The organism is Funiculus sociatus GB2-C1, assembly GCF_039962115.1.
GTDB lineage: Bacteria > Cyanobacteriota > Cyanobacteriia > Cyanobacteriales > FACHB-T130 > Funiculus > Funiculus sociatus.
On record NZ_JAMPKJ010000057.1, the window covers coordinates 1 to 16,184 of the forward strand.

Consider the following 16,184-nt stretch of genomic DNA (forward strand, 5'->3'; position numbering starts at 1 on the left):
CGTTTGGTAAGAAAAACTCTTTCGTTCTCTAAAAAACTCTCCAATCATATAGGAGCTATTTGGTATTTTATTCATGAATATAACGCCAGTTTATCTATAGAATGAAAAACTGGGGTTATCATTACTATGCAGGACTACCGGAAAACCAACCAAACCACCCCGGAACATCAGGATCGAATATCCATAAAAGCTGCGGAATTGCTACCCCCAAGACAAAAGGCGCTAAACACAACGTTCCGGACCACCCAAACCCGTTGTAGCGGCGTAACTCTTCTTGAATAATCCATTTGTACCAGCCGTAGTACAGCATCAGCGTGGCGACTGAGAAGAGTATCACTTGCCACAAGGGACGGGGTTTACCAAGGAGTTTGTCTGTCATATTTGTAGCTAGGGATAAAAGGTTTTTCTATCTTATTTACATTTCATAATATATAACAAATCGTAGGTTGGCTTGGTGGAACTTCATCCAACATTGGTGTAAACAAGCATGAGTTGTTGGGTTTCACTATCGTTCAACCCAACTTACAAATTACTAAATAAGTGGCTTTTTAGTTTAGCTATTAAACAAGATTAATTCTCGAATTGCTATTGCGGTTGCGGGTGCAAGTAGCACACCGTTGCGATAGTGTCCGGTGGCGAGAAGGACGTTGCTGTAACCGGGGAGATGACCGATGATGGGTGCGGGGCGACCTTCCGGGCGAGGGCGCAAGCCTGACCAAGTTCTGATGATGGTGGCTGCGGATAAAGGCGGGCAAAATACTAACGCATCCGACAAAACCTTCTCCAGCATTGCACCAGAAGCCACGACATCACCCGCATCTGGGGGAAATTCAACAGTAGCACCTACCCAATATTCTCCTAGGCCGTATGGCACTATATGAACATCATCGCCAGTAATTACGGGCTGAAAATCTGGATTACCCAAAGGCTGCGCTAGCCGCAGATGCAACGCTTGTCCCAACACTGGTTTAATATCAATAGACTCTTTTAAAGATGCCGTGAGGGGAGTTGAACCTAAACCAGCGGCTACAATTAGCCAATCACAATCTAACTTTCCAGATGTTGTTTGAATCTGCTGGCAAACACCATTCGTTGTTAATTCATTCTCCAAAACAGTGACACCCAATTTGAAGTTAACGCCGTTACGTTCTGCACCGTCAACCAAAGCTAAAGTTAGAGCAGTTGGATCGAGTTGTCGATCTTGGGGTGAATAGATAGCACCGAGAATTTTATCTTTACTCAGTTGAGGACAGTTTGACTTTAGTTTGGCAGCATCCCAAATTTCCAGATTCCAGCCTTGAGAAGAGCGAATTTCTACCAATTTTTCCCAATTAGCTAAATCTTCTCCTTCAAAACAAAGCATGATAATTCCCTGTTTATTAAAGGGAATCTGCCGTCCTGTAAGTGCCTCTAACTCTGGAATTAGAGTTTCATAGCGCTGGATGCTACTTTGCCGCATTTTCCAGGCATTGCCTTTAAGTTTGCGGCTGATAACGCCCATTAAAACGCCCAGTGCCGCTCCTGTGGAAGCTTGGGCGGGTTGTTGTTTATCCAAAACTGTCACGCTTAGCCCTGAAATTTGACTCAGTTCATAAGCGATCGCAGCCCCAACAACACCGCACCCGATTATGACTACATGACTCATTTCAATTAAGGCAAAAGGCAAAAGGCAAAAAATAAGAATTCTTTATTTTACCTTTTACCTCCCCCTTTTTAAGGGGGGCAGGAGGGATCGCCTTTTGCCTTTTTTTTAGGCTTTGGGAATTAAATTCAAGAAGCCATCGAACTCCTGCAATACAGATCGGAAGTTACTCACAGCTTTCTGATAATTCGCCTCTTTAGCAGCTTGGTCAATCCTTACGAGATCGCTATAGATATCTTTTGCTGCTTCCCGCGCCGCCTCTTTGTCCTGGGGGGACAGGTTCGCCGCCACACGGTTCATGCTTCGCCGCAATTCTCCCAGGGGGCCATGAATGAACGTACCTACATCTACCCATCGCCGTTGTTGGATCATGGTTTGCAGTTCATTCATGCGATCGCGAAATTCCTCAAGCGCTGGAACATACTCCTGAATCTGCTCGATCTGAGCAGACGTGTACTTGGGAGCCGATTTTGTTGCGGCAGTTACACTACTGCAACTGATCGTGAATGTGGCTACCAGTGCCAGCATCAAAGCCAAAATAGACCGAAAACGTACTTTTAGCATTCTTTTTGCAATCAACCTCTCAATTAAGCGTCCTTAAAAATATTAGCGGCGAAGAAAGCTTAAAAGTGCATCACTTACCTTTACTGACCAATGCTCTTGCGGATAATGCCCCACTTCTTCCATTTTCGTCAGTTTGGCATCCTGAATGGAACTGGCGAAGCTTTGCGCTTGGCTTAAGGGTAGCCAAGGATCTGCGGTTCCCCAGGCTATCAGAGTAGGCTGCGTCCAGCTACTAAAGCCGGATTCAATTTCTGCCATTGACTCCTTTAGCTGGAGATTCCGCACGGTGTAAAGAAGACTCCGCCCCGCATCGGAACTTTTGAGGAAGGGACGGCGGTAAATGTCTAAATCTTTGTCTTCTATTCTGTAACCACTGCCACCTTCTAGGGTTCTGTCCACTAAGAGGGGATCTTGCGTCATCATATCACCGACCAAAGGCAAACCTAGTTGTTGGATTTTCCAGGGTAACTTGGCGGTGGTTGATACAGGCGCGTTGAGGATTGCCAAGCGTTCGATTTGCTCTGGATGACGCAAGGCATACTGTAGACCGACAGAACCCAAAAATCCCTGGACTACCAGGGAAAATTGCTCAATTTCCAGATTTTTGATAAATTCTTCTAGGGCGTTAATAAAAGCATCGGGTGTATAGGCAAAGTCTCGCTTGTCGGGTTTTGCTGAGAAGCCAAAACCAATCCAGTCGGGCGCGATCGCTTTATACCCTTTCTCTGCTAAAGCGGGCATTACCCCGCTCCAACTGTAACTCTGCGACGGCAACCCGTGCAGCAGCACCACTGGCAGTCTATCCGTCCTCCCAAGCGGATTCTCTTCCCGATAAAACCACTCCAGCGAACCTACTTTAATTAATTGCTCGTTCGTTGACACTATCTTTGCCTGCACATTTTCCGGTTGGAAAGAGCTTACCGCCCAACGCGATCTACAGGCAAGTCGAATCGATGCAAGGATTTTATTTAAAATTATAAAGTTGATATATTATCCAAAATATGCGATTTTTTTGTCTCCTTTCTTTAGTATCGTGGTAATATTTATTTATACCCTATTTTTTAATAATAAAAATATATATCTTTTTCAAAAAAATGCAAAGATTTCCATTATTTAAGTATACATCCAGAGGAGCAAATTGCATAGTATAAGGAGTTACCATTTTGCATCGATTTAATAATTAAACTTAAACAAGGATGCACCAATGGTTGCTTCCGAAGGAACATCCTGATATATTAAAACCCCAAAACAACACAGAGAACTAAGTGAACGCAGCTGAACAAGCCACAAATATACAAGTCGCTAGTAAGATTGCTGCTGTTGTCAATCTGTATAAGTCTGAGTTTCCTGATGCTAAGGCAGACTTAAAACCGTGGGCAAATGATCCGGATACTAGAGAATTAGTAGATCCGGATTCCATTGATATCGGCTTTCATTTTCCAGGCAGAAGTCGATTATTTCAAAGCCGCAGCATTCTAGTGCAGATTCGTTTTTACGAAGATCCCCTAACCGGAGATCGCCGGGTCATCGGCGTAGAAGCGGCGGGATTTGACCATAAAGGCAAGCAGTGGCGACTTTCCACCGTTGAAGAGTGGCAGTTTGTCGGGGAAACCCAGCCAGCAGCTGAGGTGGGAGAAAAGCTAAAACACTTTTGCCGACAGATATTTGAATTGTTCAACGGCGGCGAGACAGATTAAGAGCAACTACCCGTACAAGCAGCCGGATAAGAAGACTGATAGGTAGAAGAACGCTTACCAAAGATAGTGTAACGGTTGTCGCGCATTTGTTCGTAAGTGCGATCGCCCATCCATTTCACCCCAGGTAAGGCGCGATAAGCATCCACGAACGCGCTACCCATCGGCAACAAACGCCCAATTTCTTCAGCTGCATCGCTACCCTGCCATCGTCTCTCACTTTGCTCACCATCAATCAAAATCATCCCCATTTCGCAGTCTTGGGGTGTAATTCCAAAGTGATTCAAAGCCACTTTGTCTTGCATCGGGATGTATTGAAACAACTGTCCCTTATCTAAGTTTTCCAGAAATTGCACCAGAGTAACGCAGAGATTGCAATTGCCGTCATAGATTACGTTGTAAGTCATTGCGATCGCTTTCTTTTTTAGGATTAGCAGTATATTTCTATTTTGAAGCCTCTGGCTGCGAGGAGGGGAAAGTTACATCTTCGTATATATCTGCGATCGCGCACCGAAAATCTACACTTGCCAAATGAACCTCTGCGCCTTCGTCATAGGGATAAAGCACCCACAAACCCTCTGCATTCCGGCGAAAGCATTCCACCCGCATCCGAGTTTGACTAATCAGGACATATTCCTGAAGCGACTCCATTTGTCGGTAATCACTAAATTTATCGCCTCGGTCAAATGCTTCTGTCGTGGAAGATAGCACCTCTACAATTAAGCAAGGATAACGCAAAAAGTTATTAAATTCCCTATCCCGGCGATCGCAACTCACCATCACATCAGGATAGTAATAAGTATCAATTGACTCAATATGAGCCTTAGTGTCTGCTATGTAAGTTTGGCATCCACTCCCGCGCACATGATTTCTGAGCATCGCAAACAAGTTTCCGGCAATAATTACATGAATATTGCTTGCGCCTGCCATTGCATAAACTTGCCCATTTCTGTATTCATGCTTGATAGGGCTAACTTCTTCTGCTTCTAGATATTCCTCTGGGGAGATGTGGTTATAACTTGGATTTGCAATCATCTGCAATTACCTCGCTTTCCGGGTTATATCCAGTTTAAGCAACCCAAGGAAAGCTTTAAATATGCGATCGCGCTTTACTTAACTCAAAACTTCTATACGGCGGTGTATTCAGCTACAGTCCTCAACAGCCGTAGTAAGTCACAATATGCAGTTGCACGATTAGAAGGCAGCGATCTGGTTGATGAAACCTCGAATCATCGTCTGTGGCTTGGGTTCTACTGGGTATAAAATATTCTGTTTACTAAGACAGCAGGGTGCAAGCGTCGTGGGCATCAATGCCGCGCCTCTACCTGGTGAAGAATATGATGTCGTAATTGGAGAATTACGAGCAGCTTCTACTTTAAAAGCAGCCGGGATTCAGGAAGCACATACATTAGTGCTATCTGGGGAAGATGAGGCGCTGAATTTAGCAATCCTCACCCAAGCCAGAATTCTCAATCCTCGGATTCGGATTATCAATAGATTGTTTAATACTAGCTTGGGCGATCGCTTAGACCATACGCTCCCCGAACACGTCACCATGAGCGTTGCTGCCCTTGCTGCGCCCGTCTTTGCCTTTGCCGCCTTGGGAAATCTAGCGATTGGACAGTTGCGGCTGTTTAACCAAACTTGGCCCATCCACGAAGAGTATATTCATGAAAATCATCCTTGGCTAGGTCGCCGATTAAGCGATTTATGGGAGGATCGCGCCCGGATGCTAATCTACTATTTGCCAGTAAATAGTCAGATGGATCTGGTTTCTGCGGTAGTGTATGGGCAAGAATTAGAAGTAGGCGATCGCTTAATCGTTGGCACCCAGCCCAACGTCGCTAGAGAACGTAAACTGGCGCTGCCAAAACTGCTCAAAGTCTTTACCAACCTGCGACAGTTTCAGCAACACGCTCAACCAGTTTTAATGATGACTCTCGTTTTACTGATCACAATTTTCATCGCCACCCTTACCTTCATCTGTTTCGAGCGACACAATTCTGTTGTTGATTCCCTTTATTTCTCCGTCGGTATGATTACTGGCGCAGGTGGACAAGAGAAAGTAGCAGAAAATGCTCCCGACAGTATAAAAGTCTTCACAGCCATAATGATGCTAGTGGGTGCTGGTGTAATTGGGATTTGCTATGCGCTCCTCAACGATTTTGTACTAGGAAGCCGCTTCAAACAATTTTGGGATGGCGCACGAGTTCCCCAGAAAAATCATTACATCGTCTGCGGACTCGGCGGCATTGGTGTAAAAATAGCCCAGCAACTCCATACCCACGGACATGAGGTTGTCGTAATCGAACGCGACTCCGACAATCGATTTCTCAACACCGTCCGCGCATTGGGAGTACCAGTAGTTCATGGAGATGCCAGCTTATTTGCCACTCTGGCTGCTGCCAATATCCACAAAGCAAATGCCCTCTTAGCCGTCACCAGCGACGACATGGCAAATTTAGAAATTGCCTTAAGCGCCAAAGGCATTGCTCCCAAATTGCAAGTTGTCGTGCGGACTCAAGATCCGCAGTTTGCTTCCCAAGCGCAACAAGTGTTTGAATTTGAGGCTGTGCTGAGTCCGACGGAATTAGCAGCGCCTTCCTTCGCGGCGGCGGCTTTGGGAGGGCGAGTTTTAGGCAATGGCATGACTGGCAATAGTCTTTGGGTTGCCTTAGCCACGATGATTACACCCGGACATCCCTTTTGTGGTAAGCGCGTTAAAGAGTCCGCAATGGATGCAGATTTCGTGCCTTTGTACATCGAAACCAACTGCCAAACCATCCACGGCTGGAATGTTTTGGAAACTGGACTCGGTGCTGGTGATATTTTATATTTGACTATGCCAGCAAATCGGTTAGAGCAGTTGTGGCGCGTGACACCCTCTCAACTTATAGCCACGTAATTTGGTAATTGGTAATTAACATCAAAACTTTCAATTTGCTTCCATCCAAGCGATACACTGCTGCATCTGCTGGTGCATTGTCTTTGCGTCCGCATGATATCTGCGTCCATGACCAGGTAACACCCACTCGAAGGAGTAGTTCGCCAGTTTTCGCATCGATTTAATCTGTTCTTGCCAAGAGTACCAACATACATCCCGGAAAGCAATCAGCTGATTGAGTCGGGAAGACCAAGCGAGATGATCTCCGGTGTACAAGAATTTATTCTTGTACAGCAAAACTGTGTGACCTTTGCTGTGACCGGGAACTGGGATAATCAATAGATCCGGTGTCAGCTGATAAGGCTCGGTACCAGTTAGCTGAATTTCCACATCACGAGTACCAGAAGTGATATCGTCGGTGTGGAGAATGCGCTGACACCCAAAATGCTCTCTATACTTTTTATGATCCGCCACATCATCTCTGTGGGTCAGGTACATATAACGAATTCCCCCCATCTCCTCTAACCGCTTAACTAAAGGTGGCGTAAACCGGGGAGAATCAACTAAAACATTACCTTCTGGCAGCACAATCAAGTAACTTGCCGCACCATAGGAATCTTCCGAATGATAGCCGCAATGGTAGACATTTTCTGCAACTAAAATTGGAAAACTCTGCTGCGCTTCTTTGATATCCTTTGGCTTCTCGATTGTACCAATGGAAGCGGTAGGACAAGCGAGGAGAGCTTGGAGACTACGCAATCTTTCTGCCTCATTTTCTGGCTGATGATAAACCGCTGACTGCTCATCAATGCGAGAAAATACTTCTGGAACCATCCAGCGGCACGTATCGCAATCAATACAAGTGCTATCGACGTAAAAATCGCCGTTCACATTTTGGGGACGGCTTTGAGTTAAATGAGCCATAATTATACCTAACGGTGCTGCAATAGACTTTCTACTTTACTCCCCACTCTTGTAGAGACACTAAGCGATCGCGTCTCCCTCTATTTCCTATCTTACACAAACCTTTTCGGTGTCAGAGCGATGATTGTTTTGAGCGAATCATCAGGACAAATAAAGCCATCTGCCAGCAGCAGAGACCTAAAAATAGTAACTGAGACAGCTCTACTATTAGGATGCAAAGTTTATTACATACCGCAAGATTTTGAACGATGCGGCACAGCAGAAAATGCTTTATACCACATTCCTAAATATCCCCAATATACTGCTGGAATTTGGGTGGGATATATTCCTGAACTTTATCGCTACGAAGCTATCTACAACGCTGCAAAAGCTAAAGGAATAAAATTGCTCAATACTCCCTGGCAACACCAGACAGCTCTAGAATTTGATTTATTTTATCCCTTACTAAAAGGGTTAACTCCGGAAAGTATTGTCATACACTCGATCAATGAATGTGCCAAAGCTGGCGATTTATTAGGATTTCCTGTATTTATCAAAGGGGCAATCCAGTCTGTAAAAACGCAAGGTTGGGAGTCCTGTGTAGCAAATAATTATGAAGATTTAGTCAGAATTTCCAAGCATTTATTAACTCTTGAATATGGTTCAAGAGGCAGACTTATTGTTAGGAAATTAGTAAGTTTGCGACACAACCGCTTAGCGCCAAACAGCTTCCCTATGGGCAGAGAATTTAGAGTTTTTATTTATAATCACCGCGTCCTAAAATATGGCTACTATTGGGAAGGACGCGATGATTTGAGCAAGTTATCGCTAGAAGAAGAAAACGCAGTCTTAAATTTAGCAGTTTTGGCATCTGAACGTCTCAATGTGCCTTATGTAGCCATCGATATTGGGCAATTAGAAAGTGGAGAGTGGATTGTAATAGAGACAGCAGATGCCCAATTTGCAGGTTTTAGTCAAATTCCTGTAATTGAGCTTTGGAATAAGTTAAAAGACATCACATTAGAAGGATGACGAGTAGTAAGGTAGACATTGCTACCCTACTGAGTTTACCAAGGTATGGGTTGGCGATCGCGCCAAAAACCACTTGTCGCACCATCATCAGGTAACGTAGCCAGCCAGACAATTGTATCAACGCCTTGCTCTAAAGTTCTCGGAGCATTCGAGCCGCCCATATCAGTTTTCACCCAGCCTGGACACACGGCATTTACTAAAATATTTGTGTCTTTCAACTCATTGGCAAAAAGCCGCGTTAGTGCATTCAGGGCAGTTTTGGAAATTCGATATGCAGGGTATCCTGTGTTCATCTCCGACAATTGTCCCGCACCCGATGATACATTAACAACTCGTCCATAATTATGCTTTTTCATCAGGGGAATTAAAGCCTGAGACAGCAGCAATGGCCCGTATAAATTTGTCTCGATTGTTTCCTGTAAAGTATTAATTTTGGTATTAAATATGCTATTTTCGGCATCCGTAAAATCTCTAGCTATTCCCGCATTGTTCACCAAAATATCCAGTTTCCCAAACTCATTGCGAATAAACTGCGCCAAATGCTCGATACTTTCTGCATTAGTGACATCAAGCGGATGATAAACAACATCCAATCCCTCAGCTTGCAGCTTTTCAACCGCTGCTTTGCCATTAGTTTCGTCACGACTGGTAAGAACAACTTGGATATCTTTTGAAGCCAGTTGTCGGCAAGTTTCAAAACCGAGTCCCCGATTGGCACCTGTGACAATTGCTATTTTTTTCATTTTTATTCCCTGGCTTACATTTATAATTTTAGTTAAAAATATTTTTAGGTTGGGCCCGTGCGACTAAGCAAAACCTAATAAATGCTTGAAATGGTAGGTTGGGCGATTAGTACCAACCTACGCTCTAACTGGGGAGACAGGTGCGTAAGCGTAACGCACCCTACGCATCTAGAAAAGTTTATTAAGTAACAATAGTTATTTCTCCAGCATCTAGATCGTAACGACAGCCGACAATTTTTAGTTTGCCTTCTTGGATCAGTTGAGCCAGCATCACAGAAGTTTCCTGCAACAATTCAACTTGATATTGAACATTGGCTACGACTGCATTCTCAACTGGATCGCCCGATTTGCCTTTTACCTTTGCTAAGGCTGGTTTGATGTCCTCAACAAAAGTGCCAATTCTACCAGGGAGTGGATCGCCTTTGACCGCCGCCGCTACTGCACCGCATCTTTCATGTCCCATTACCACGATCAGCTGAGCGCCTAATACCGCTGTAGCGAATTCTAGGCTACCTAAAGATGTAGGACTTACGACATTTCCAGCTAGGCGAACAACAAACAAATCCCCAAGCCCTTGATCAAACACAATTTCTGAAGGAACTCGTGAATCAGCACAGCTAAGCATGGCTGCAAACGGATACTGGCCTTTAGCAACTAATTGCAAACGTGCTATTGATTGGTTGGGGTTTTGACGCCTTTCCTGCACAAACCGTTTGTTCCCCTCCACCAATCTTTTCAAAGCTTCGTCAGGACTAACTGGTTTAGGATTGCTTTGATATTCAGCAGCAGCAGCTTGTGGAGAAATCGCTTCCTGTGCAGTCCAGAGGACACCGCCAGCAGCAGTAGCAGCAAGACCAGCTCCTCCCGCGCCTACCAGTTTCAATAAATCGCGCCGTCCCACAAACCCATCAATTCGACTCATTCTAATACCTCAAGAAAACGTTATTTCCCGATCCAAAAAATGGATGTGTATCTCATTGAAGTATATTTTTGGATAGAAAAATTTTTTTTTTTAGTGGAACAGAAATAGAGGATAATGTATAGTGCCTCGGCGCGAAGAATGTGGCTGCGTGCCGCATCCAAAGATCGCGATCGCATTTATTAAGCTGTCATACATTTAATTTGCCGATAGCTATAAGCACCCAAAGGTAAAAGCAACAATTGAGTTTTACAATTTTTAATTTTTAATTACTTGGTACCGCCGACAAATCAGCTCAATAGCCAATTAATGCCTCTTGGTTTGATAAACTTGTATGGGCCGGTCAATGCCTTTGAAACGAAACTCTCCCATTGCGGACAAGCCTTTTGTTCGCTTCAGCATTGAATAGGTTTTTTCACTGATAACAAATTCACCAGGCGGACAAATTCCTTCCATACGAGAAGCAAGATTAATCGTTGTTCCTAACACGGTATAATCTACCCTCTGAGAGCTTCCAACATCTCCAACTACGGCTTTACCGCTATTGATGGCAATCCGCAATTGCAGGGGTTCTGGAAAGAAGCGACAAGTATTGAGACGATCTAAACGCTCCAGCATTCCCCAGGCGGAGGCTACAGCTCTCTCGGCATGATCTGGCTGCGGTTCGGGAGCGCCAAAAAATGCCATAATGCAATCGCCAATAAATTTATCTAACGTCCCTCCAGCATGAAAAATTTCTTGCAACATTTCCTCGAAGAAGTTATTAAGCAAATGGGCAATTTGTGTGGGAGTTAACTTTTCCGAAAGGGCAGTAAAGCCAACAATATCAGCAAAGAGAATGCTAATTTCACCTTCTGAGGGAACCAGACGACCGTCTTCTAATGCCCCTTGTGTCATGATGTGTTGCACAACTGAAGGCGAGTGATAGCGTTCTAGTCTGTGGCGAATATTTGCTTCGCTTCTGAGTTTCTGTGTTAATAACCAACGTTGCACAGCTGATGCTACTAGATTGGCTAAAGCTGAAAAAAAGCTGAGGTCTTCTTCTCCGCCTTTAGCATAATGGTTAAAAGAAAGATTGGCATCGCCATAAAGAACGCCTACCACATGATGTTCATCCCAGAGAGGAACAGCTAAGGCGCTACGAATGCCTTTGGCTAAAATACTTTGTTCGCCTACAAAGCGTTCATCCCTTTGAGCATCAGCGGTTTTTACAGCTAATTTATCAGTAAATACTTTTTGACAGATGGTGCGGCTAATCCAACTGTCATCGGCTGTTATATTTTCCTGTTGAGAGATATCTCTGGCGGCTGCATCAAGTAATTCAAGTTTGCCCGAATCATTAATATCAACTAATAGTGCCAAACGTTCGATACTTTTTAAATTGCGAAAAACGATTTCCTGCACCTGAGCAAAAATCGCTTCTATAGATTCAGCAGAATTTAGACTTTTAGCTATATCCACCATGTCTTTGAGACGATCGATTGCTTTTTGGTGGTTTGAGGAGCGATCGCCATTATCATCAGCCTGTATCCACTGCTGTTGCAGTTCTTCGGCACTGCGAAAGATAGTCATTGCCTCATCAGCCAGCGGATATGTTACTGGCTTCTGGGGTTGAGGAGGATCGGTGAAAATAACATTTAGGCAAATATGCCCTAGCTGAATAACATCGCCGTGATTGACTTTTTGAGGGGAGGTCAAAAGACGTTCATTTAACCGGGTACCGTTGGTGCTGTGCATATCCTCAATCAACCACCCCCGATCAGGCGCTTTCACCAAGCGGGCATGGTAGCGAGAAATCTCAAAGTATGGTAAGTACAAATCGCATTCTGGCAACCGCCCAATAGTAAATTCCTCTTTTTCTACTGTGATGTAGCTTTCGGTCTTGCCTTCAATTTGTTGGCGCAGCTTTAGTTCAGCCATGACTTCAAACCTCCTTGCACCACAGCGAACAAGAGGTGCTAAAAATCTCTTGCAAAGCAATATTCAAATAGCGCACCGACAAAAGCAATGGCATTTCCCCAGCGATAGCGTAAGCAGTAGTGCTTTTGAGCGCATCGCTGCAACCATCTTAACCTTGAGAAAATCCTTCTACCGACGATTAGCAATGTTGAAATTGGCGGCGACGCTAGAAAAATCGCACCTTTGGCATTAGGAGAGAACAAGCGATCGCTTTGTCCCATTTTTCTTTTGATACTACACGCAGCTCCCCCGGATTAAAGGGGCTTTGTTGGATCTGCGTCTACCATCAAGAAACTGGTTTGGTACCATCCCTCTTGGTCTGATAAACCTTTATCGGGCGGTCAATGCCTTTGAAACGGTACTCTCCCATTTCCTCCAAGCCTTGCGTCCCCAAGGGAAGGCCCTTTTGGGGGGTTCGCGTCAGCATTGAATAGGTGGCTTCGCTGACGACACATTCACCGGGAGGACAAATTCCTTCCATGCGGGAGGCAAGATTAATTGTTGCTCCTAACGCAGTATAATCTACCCTTTGAGAACTGCCGACATCTCCAATTACTGCCCTACCGCTGTTGATAGCAATCCTGATTTGCAGCGGTTCTGCTAATACTTGATTCGCATTGAGATTTTCTAGACGAGTCAGCATTCCCATAGCCGCAGCAACAGCCTTGTCAGCATGATCTATTTGCGGTTCCGGAGCGCCAAAGAATGCCATAATGCAATCTCCAATATATTTATCCAGCGTTCCTCCAACCGCAAAAACTTCCTGTAACATTTCCTCGAAGAAAGCATTTAGCAAGTGGGCAATTTGTGCGGGACGCAATCTTTCCGAAAGTGCAGTAAAGCCGACAATATCAGCGAAGAGAATGCTGATATCAACTTCGGCGGGAACCAGACGACCATCTTCTAATGCCCCTTGGGTCATAATGTGCTGCACAACAGAAGGGGAGTGATAGCGCTCTAGTCTATTCCTAATTGTTTCTTCGTTTCTGAGTTTGAGTGTTAAGAGCCACCGTTGTACAGCTGAGGCGACGAGATTGGCTAAGGCTGAAAAAAAACTGAGGTCTTCTTCTCCGCCTTTAGTCCAATGGCTAGAAGGAAGTTGAGCATCGGCATAAAGTACGCCGACTACTTTATTTTCATCCCAGAGAGGAACAGCGATCGCGCTCTTGATGCCTTTGACGAAAATACTTTGTTCCCCTTCAAACCGTTTATCCATTTGAGCATCTGCGGTTTGAATTGCTACTTTTTCATCAAATACTCTTTGACAAATGCTGCGACTAATCCAACTACCCGACTCGGTGAGATTTTGAGAGACATCTCTGGTTGCGGCATTGAGCAATTCAAGTTTACCTAAACCGTTGACATCAACTAACAATGCTAAGCGTTCAATACTTTTGAGGCTGCGGAAAACAACTTCCTGCACCTGTTCAAAAATGGCTTCTATTGATTCAGCAGCACTGAGAGCCTTAGCGATATCTACCAAATCTTTCAGGCGAGCGATCGCTTTCTCCTTATTGTCGCTGGAATCTTTCGCCCCATCCGCTTGTATCCATTGCTGTTGCAGTTCTTTAACATTGCGAAGGATAGTAGTACCTTCAGGCGGTACCTCTAGCAAATCGGGTTTTACAGGAGCAGTTAAAACAACAACTACACCAACATCTCCCAGCCAAATAACGTCACCGTCATTTATCTGTTGAGGCGAGGTTACAGGACGTTCGTTCAATCGTGTCCCGTTTTTGCTACCCATATCCTCAATTGTCCAGTCTCCGGTCGCTGTCTTCAAAAATTGGACATGGTAGCGGGAAATTCCCCCAAAAGGCAAGCACAAGTCACATTCTGGCAAACGCCCGATAGTAAATTCATCCTGATTTACCGTAACCGTTCTTTCCGTATCTTCTTCTTTTAGGCGTAGTTTAAGTTCAGCCATGACTTAATACCTTTTTGAAGCAAAGCCAACAAAGGAGGCACAATTCCCCAGCCCGTAGTCTAAGTATAAATTTATGCAATTTAGATGCACAAAGCATTATTAGATCCAATGCGATCGCGCCCTTTCTATGAAAAATTGGGGGGTATGACCCCTCATCCTTAGAACAACAGTATCATAGTATGGCTGGTTTCCCATACCGGGTCGAGGTTGTAGCTATACAACGGCAAAACACACTGGAAATAAACCAGCGAATCACAGCAGAAATCGATTTTGTTAAAAATCCGGAAGACACTACTTATTTTTGGAAAAAAATCTATTATGTCAAACGGTTTACCTCCCAGCAGCGAAACAATGATAGGCACTTTACTAGACCAGCGTTATCAGGTGGTTCAAGTGCTAGGTCAAGGCGGATTTGGTCATACATACATCGCCCAAGACACTCGCCGACCAGGAAACCCCACCTGTGTCGTCAAACACCTTAAACCCGCTATTAGCAACCCGGAATTTTTGCAAACAGCTAGACGCTTGTTTAATAGCGAAGCGGAAACCCTGGAAAAGTTAGGAAATCATGACCAAATTCCCCGGCTGTTAGCTTACTTTGAGGAAAACCAAGAGTTTTATCTGGTACAGGAGTTTATCGACGGACATACTCTAAGTGTAGAACTTCCACCGGGTCAGCGGTGGAGCGAAACTCAGGCGATTCAACTGCTGGCTGAAGTTTTACCTATTCTAGAATTTGTCCACGGTAACGGGGTGATCCATCGGGATATCAAGCCGGATAATTTAATCCGCCGTTCCTCAGACAACAAGTTAGTTTTGGTTGATTTTGGTGCTGTTAAGCAAGTGCAGATGCAGTCAGTCCTTGCACCTGAAGGTGTAAACGAGACTGTAGCAATTGGCACCCCAGGCTATATGCCCAGCGAACAGGGACAAGGCAGACCCCGCCCCAGTAGCGATATTTATGCTCTCGGCACCATCGGCATCCAAGCCTTGACTGGCTTAAATCCCAGACAATTATCAGAAGATCCTGAGACTGGGGAAATTCTCTGGCGACATCAAGCTCAAGTCAGCGACTCTTTGGCAGATGTTCTAGATAAGATGGTGCGCCACTACTTCAAATACCGCTACCAGTCAGCAACTGAGGCGCTGCAAGCACTCGCCTCATTGACCAATCCCTCCACTCCGGGGGCTTTGGCGGCAGTCTTCAGCCAGAAGGTGCGCGGCTACTTCAAAGATGGCTCTGAGTCTGCTAAAGAGGCATTGCGTAGGTTCTCCGCCGAGACGAAGCCCCACACTTTGTCAGATGACGCAACTGCCCCTGTATCTACGCCCCAGCCAGCCATCCCCCCGACGCAGAACACAGTAACAATTGCTACTGGTAATCCCCCAACACATAACACTGTGACAGTTGCTCCGGGAAGGGAAGCGATCGCGCCAGACACTTCACAATCTAAATCCCCCCAGAAATTGCCGTTGCTAATCGGCGTAGGCACCGCTATTTTTGTAATTACAATCGGTGCAATTTCTGCAAATCGTCCCCCATCGCCTAATCCGGATACGGCTAAAAACCAAATTGAAACAACAGCTAAAACTGCACCAAAACCAAGTTGTATTGTTGTTACTAGCTCATCAAATGTCCGCTCTTTGGATGGGCGTAAGAAAACTGGGGATGTTGTGAAATCAGGAACTAAAGTATCTGTTACTGGAAAAGAAGAAAGTGGCTGGATAGAGATTAATGCTCCGGTGTCCGGTTGGATTTGGAAAGGTCGGACAAAAAATACTTGTCCTTCTAAATAGAAAAACCGGGTTTTTCAGGGTGCATAGAAAAAAGTTTGAGGCGAAGCGATCGCACTTTTTTTTACCCTATACTGGTGAGCAATTTGGGAAGATTTACTGCTTCAATCGTCTTCAAATCGA

The 16,184-nt window shown here is 44.9% G+C and carries 17 protein-coding genes and 1 pseudogene; 7 read left to right on the forward strand and 11 right to left on the reverse strand.

The features are described from left to right. A pseudogene (locus NDI42_RS21735) lies at window positions 1-105 on the forward strand (IS1 family transposase); the annotation flags it as partial. A 19-nt stretch (window positions 106-124) separates the two neighbouring features. Here NDI42_RS21735 and NDI42_RS21740 read toward each other — a convergent pair. The 4 genes from NDI42_RS21740 to NDI42_RS21755 all read right to left on the reverse strand — a co-directional run bounded on the left by NDI42_RS21740 (window position 125) and on the right by NDI42_RS21755 (window position 3,088). Next, window positions 125-379: a hypothetical protein gene (locus NDI42_RS21740; RefSeq protein WP_199311033.1), complete on the reverse strand. Its 255-nt coding sequence runs from the start codon at window positions 377-379 to the stop codon at window positions 125-127. A 174-nt stretch (window positions 380-553) separates the two neighbouring features. Beyond that, the gene (locus NDI42_RS21745; RefSeq protein WP_190452364.1) at window positions 554-1,645 is read right to left on the reverse strand and encodes an NAD(P)/FAD-dependent oxidoreductase; all 1,092 of its coding nucleotides are present in this window, start codon (window positions 1,643-1,645) and stop codon (window positions 554-556) included. 105 nt (window positions 1,646-1,750) lie between these two features. Beyond that, window positions 1,751-2,206: a photosystem II protein PsbQ gene (gene psbQ / locus NDI42_RS21750; protein WP_190452366.1), complete on the reverse strand. Its 456-nt coding sequence runs from the start codon at window positions 2,204-2,206 to the stop codon at window positions 1,751-1,753. 42 nt (window positions 2,207-2,248) lie between these two features. Next, window positions 2,249-3,088: an alpha/beta fold hydrolase gene (locus NDI42_RS21755; protein WP_190452368.1), complete on the reverse strand. Its 840-nt coding sequence runs from the start codon at window positions 3,086-3,088 to the stop codon at window positions 2,249-2,251. 383 nt (window positions 3,089-3,471) lie between these two features. Here NDI42_RS21755 and NDI42_RS21760 point away from each other — a divergent pair, with 383 nt between their 5' ends. After that, window positions 3,472-3,903, forward strand: a complete 432-nt coding sequence (locus tag NDI42_RS21760) for a hypothetical protein (RefSeq protein ID WP_190420632.1) — start codon at window positions 3,472-3,474, stop codon at window positions 3,901-3,903. Here the strand turns inward: NDI42_RS21760 and NDI42_RS21765 are convergent. Continuing rightward, complete coding sequence (locus NDI42_RS21765; RefSeq protein WP_190452370.1) at window positions 3,900-4,307, reverse strand: thiol-disulfide oxidoreductase DCC family protein; 408 nt, start codon at window positions 4,305-4,307, stop codon at window positions 3,900-3,902. The two genes, NDI42_RS21760 and NDI42_RS21765, sit on opposite strands and share 4 nt — an antisense overlap. Before the next feature lie 37 nt (window positions 4,308-4,344). Beyond that, entirely contained in the window at window positions 4,345-4,935 is a 591-nt protein-coding gene (locus NDI42_RS21770; RefSeq protein ID WP_190452372.1) for a Uma2 family endonuclease, read from the reverse strand. Between NDI42_RS21770 and NDI42_RS21775 the strand changes: the two genes are divergently transcribed. Next, window positions 4,909-5,163, forward strand: coding sequence for a hypothetical protein (locus tag NDI42_RS21775; RefSeq protein WP_190452374.1), 255 nt, complete (start codon window positions 4,909-4,911; stop codon window positions 5,161-5,163). The two genes, NDI42_RS21770 and NDI42_RS21775, sit on opposite strands and share 27 nt — an antisense overlap. Beyond that, window positions 5,117-6,805 (forward strand): potassium channel family protein, encoded by a 1,689-nt coding sequence (locus tag NDI42_RS21780; RefSeq protein WP_190452376.1) that lies wholly within the window; start codon window positions 5,117-5,119, stop codon window positions 6,803-6,805. Before NDI42_RS21775 ends, NDI42_RS21780 begins: the two co-directional genes overlap by 47 nt. Window positions 6,806-6,835: 30 nt before the next feature. Here NDI42_RS21780 and NDI42_RS21785 read toward each other — a convergent pair whose 3' ends face one another. Next, window positions 6,836-7,708: an MBL fold metallo-hydrolase gene (locus NDI42_RS21785; RefSeq protein WP_190452377.1), complete on the reverse strand. Its 873-nt coding sequence runs from the start codon at window positions 7,706-7,708 to the stop codon at window positions 6,836-6,838. Window positions 7,709-7,837: 129 nt separating this feature from the next. Between NDI42_RS21785 and NDI42_RS21790 the strand changes: the two genes are divergently transcribed. After that, window positions 7,838-8,719 carry an ATP-grasp domain-containing protein gene (locus NDI42_RS21790; protein ID WP_190452379.1) on the forward strand — a complete coding sequence of 294 codons (882 nt, stop codon included), beginning with the start codon at window positions 7,838-7,840 and terminating at the stop codon, window positions 8,717-8,719. Window positions 8,720-8,754: 35 nt separating this feature from the next. Here the strand turns inward: NDI42_RS21790 and NDI42_RS21795 are convergent, their stop codons facing one another. From NDI42_RS21795 to NDI42_RS21805, 3 genes are all read right to left on the reverse strand, one after another. Beyond that, on the reverse strand, window positions 8,755-9,462 hold the full coding sequence (locus NDI42_RS21795) for an SDR family oxidoreductase (protein ID WP_190452381.1): 708 nt from the start codon (window positions 9,460-9,462) through the stop codon (window positions 8,755-8,757). 181 nt (window positions 9,463-9,643) lie between these two features. Further along, on the reverse strand, window positions 9,644-10,384 hold the full coding sequence (locus NDI42_RS21800; RefSeq protein ID WP_190452384.1) for a carbonic anhydrase: 741 nt from the start codon (window positions 10,382-10,384) through the stop codon (window positions 9,644-9,646). Between the two features lie 303 nt (window positions 10,385-10,687). After that, window positions 10,688-12,301 carry an adenylate/guanylate cyclase domain-containing protein gene (locus NDI42_RS21805; protein WP_190452385.1) on the reverse strand — a complete coding sequence of 538 codons (1,614 nt, stop codon included), beginning with the start codon at window positions 12,299-12,301 and terminating at the stop codon, window positions 10,688-10,690. Here NDI42_RS21805 and NDI42_RS21810 point away from each other — a divergent pair. Next, window positions 12,300-12,533: a hypothetical protein gene (locus tag NDI42_RS21810; protein WP_190452386.1), complete on the forward strand. Its 234-nt coding sequence runs from the start codon at window positions 12,300-12,302 to the stop codon at window positions 12,531-12,533. The genes NDI42_RS21805 and NDI42_RS21810 overlap by 2 nt on opposite strands. A 93-nt stretch (window positions 12,534-12,626) precedes the next feature. Here NDI42_RS21810 and NDI42_RS21815 read toward each other — a convergent pair whose 3' ends face one another. Beyond that, window positions 12,627-14,267 (reverse strand): adenylate/guanylate cyclase domain-containing protein, encoded by a 1,641-nt coding sequence (locus NDI42_RS21815; protein WP_190452387.1) that lies wholly within the window; start codon window positions 14,265-14,267, stop codon window positions 12,627-12,629. Between the two features lie 351 nt (window positions 14,268-14,618). Between NDI42_RS21815 and NDI42_RS21820 the strand changes: the two genes are divergently transcribed. After that, window positions 14,619-16,064, forward strand: coding sequence for a protein kinase domain-containing protein (locus tag NDI42_RS21820; RefSeq protein WP_190452404.1), 1,446 nt, complete (start codon window positions 14,619-14,621; stop codon window positions 16,062-16,064). Window positions 16,065-16,184: the final 120 nt, after the last annotated feature.

Excerpts from the sequence above, each read along its gene's own strand:
- NDI42_RS21805 (WP_190452385.1), bottom strand. The coding sequence starts at position 12,301 with ATGGCTGAACTAAAGCTGCGCCAACAAATTGAAGGCAAGACCGAAAGC.
- NDI42_RS21820 (WP_190452404.1), top strand. The coding sequence starts at position 14,619 with ATGATAGGCACTTTACTAGACCAGCGTTATCAGGTGGTTCAAGTGCTA.
- NDI42_RS21780 (WP_190452376.1), top strand. The coding sequence starts at position 5,117 with ATGAAACCTCGAATCATCGTCTGTGGCTTGGGTTCTACTGGGTATAAA.
- NDI42_RS21740 (WP_199311033.1), bottom strand. The coding sequence starts at position 379 with ATGACAGACAAACTCCTTGGTAAACCCCGTCCCTTGTGGCAAGTGATA.
- psbQ (WP_190452366.1), bottom strand. The coding sequence starts at position 2,206 with ATGCTAAAAGTACGTTTTCGGTCTATTTTGGCTTTGATGCTGGCACTG.
- NDI42_RS21815 (WP_190452387.1), bottom strand. The coding sequence starts at position 14,267 with ATGGCTGAACTTAAACTACGCCTAAAAGAAGAAGATACGGAAAGAACG.
- NDI42_RS21765 (WP_190452370.1), bottom strand. The coding sequence starts at position 4,307 with ATGACTTACAACGTAATCTATGACGGCAATTGCAATCTCTGCGTTACT.
- NDI42_RS21785 (WP_190452377.1), bottom strand. The coding sequence starts at position 7,708 with ATGGCTCATTTAACTCAAAGCCGTCCCCAAAATGTGAACGGCGATTTT.
- NDI42_RS21795 (WP_190452381.1), bottom strand. The coding sequence starts at position 9,462 with ATGAAAAAAATAGCAATTGTCACAGGTGCCAATCGGGGACTCGGTTTT.
- NDI42_RS21800 (WP_190452384.1), bottom strand. The coding sequence starts at position 10,384 with ATGAGTCGAATTGATGGGTTTGTGGGACGGCGCGATTTATTGAAACTG.
- NDI42_RS21745 (WP_190452364.1), bottom strand. The coding sequence starts at position 1,645 with ATGAGTCATGTAGTCATAATCGGGTGCGGTGTTGTTGGGGCTGCGATC.
- NDI42_RS21810 (WP_190452386.1), top strand. The coding sequence starts at position 12,300 with ATGACTTCAAACCTCCTTGCACCACAGCGAACAAGAGGTGCTAAAAAT.
- NDI42_RS21770 (WP_190452372.1), bottom strand. The coding sequence starts at position 4,935 with ATGATTGCAAATCCAAGTTATAACCACATCTCCCCAGAGGAATATCTA.